Origin of the sequence: Treponema saccharophilum DSM 2985 (assembly GCF_000255555.1) — a bacterium.
GTDB classification, from domain to species: domain Bacteria; phylum Spirochaetota; class Spirochaetia; order Treponematales; family Treponemataceae; genus Treponema_D; species Treponema_D saccharophilum.
On sequence record NZ_AGRW01000013.1, the window covers coordinates 1 to 1,543 of the forward strand.

Consider the following 1,543-nt stretch of genomic DNA (forward strand, 5'->3'; position numbering starts at 1 on the left):
CGCGAAGTTGGACGCTGTTTCTGGCGACATCACGGGAAGGTTCGACAAAATCAGCGCGGACTTGGAGGAGAAGACGGCTGGCGCAAATTCGATTGCGGAGAACCTCAAGAACGCGTACGACGAGAAGATTTCCGCGATGCAGGACGAGCTCGGCGGAAAAATCGAGGGAGTTCGCAGCGAACTCGTCACGAAATCGGACAACATCGAAAGCGGCATGAGCGGTCGCCTCGACGAAATCGAGGGCGGGCTCGGCGCGAGAATCGACGCGATGTCTTCCGACGCGAGCGCGAAACTCGACGCTGTTTCCGGCGACATCACGGGACGGTTCAACAAAATCAGCGCGGACTTGGAAGAGAAAACCGCGGGAGCGAATTCGATTGCGGAGAACCTCAAGAACGCGTACGACGAGAAGATTTCCGCGATGCAGGATGAGCTCGGCGGAAAAATCGAGGACGTTCGCGGCGGCATTGAAGGCAAAATTTTTGATACGAGCGACGAACTGGGAACGCGCATCGATATTTTGCGGAGCGAGACGAAATCGAAAATCAGCGGCGTCGAGAATGATGTCGCCGACAAACTTGATGAAATCAGCGGTACTGTCCAGACTTTGCGCGAAGATGTCTCTGAAAAAATCGAGACGGTTTCGGAAGAGGCGCATGGAAAAATCGACGAGCTGCAGAACGAGCTGGATTCCAAACTTGAATCGGTTTCCTCTGACGCTGACGCGAAACTCGACACCGTCACCGGCAACCTCGGCGCGCGGTTCGATAAAATCAGCGCGGACTTGGAAGAGAAGACGGCGGGCGCAAATTCGATTGCGGAGAACCTCAAGAACGCGTACGACGAGAAGATTTCCGCGATGCAGGACGAGCTCGGCGGAAAAATCGAGGGAGTGCGAGACGAACTCGTCACGAAGTCGGACAACATCGAAAGCGGCATGAGCGGGCGGCTCGACGAAATCGAGGGCGGGCTCGGCGCGAGAATCGACGCGATGTCTTCCGACGCGAGCGCAAAACTCGACGCTGTTTCCGGCGACATCACGGGACGGTTCGACAAAATCAGCGCGGATTTGGAGGAGAAGACGGCGGGAGCCAATTCCGTTGCGGAGAACCTCAAGTCTGCGTACGACGAGAAGATTTCCGCGATGCAGGACGAGCTTGGCGGAAAAATCGAGGGAGTGCGAGACGAGCTTGTCACGAAGTCGGACAACATCGAAAGCGGCATGAGCGGGCGGCTCGACGAAATCGAGGGGGGGCTCGGTGCGAGAATCGACGCGATGTCTTCTGACGCGAGCGCGAAACTCGACGCGGTTTCCGGCGACATCACGGGACGGTTCGACAAAATCAGCGCGGATTTGGAGGAGAAAACTGCCGGAGCGAATTCCGTTGCGGAGAGCCTCAAGAACGCGTACGACGAGAAGATTTCCGCGATGCAGGACGAGCTCGGCGGAAAAATCGACACCGTTTCCGCGGACGCGAGCGCGAAACTCGACGCTGTTTTCGGCGACATTACGGGACGGTTCGACAAAATCAGCGCGGACTTG

Annotated in this window: 1 protein-coding gene; it reads left to right on the top strand. The window is 57.2% G+C overall.

All coding sequences use genetic code 11. The annotated features are described in order from the left end of the window. A partial coding sequence (locus TRESADRAFT_RS00100; RefSeq protein WP_002701644.1) for an apolipoprotein A-IV repeat region-like domain-containing protein occupies window positions 1-1,543 on the top strand: 1,543 nt, incomplete at both ends.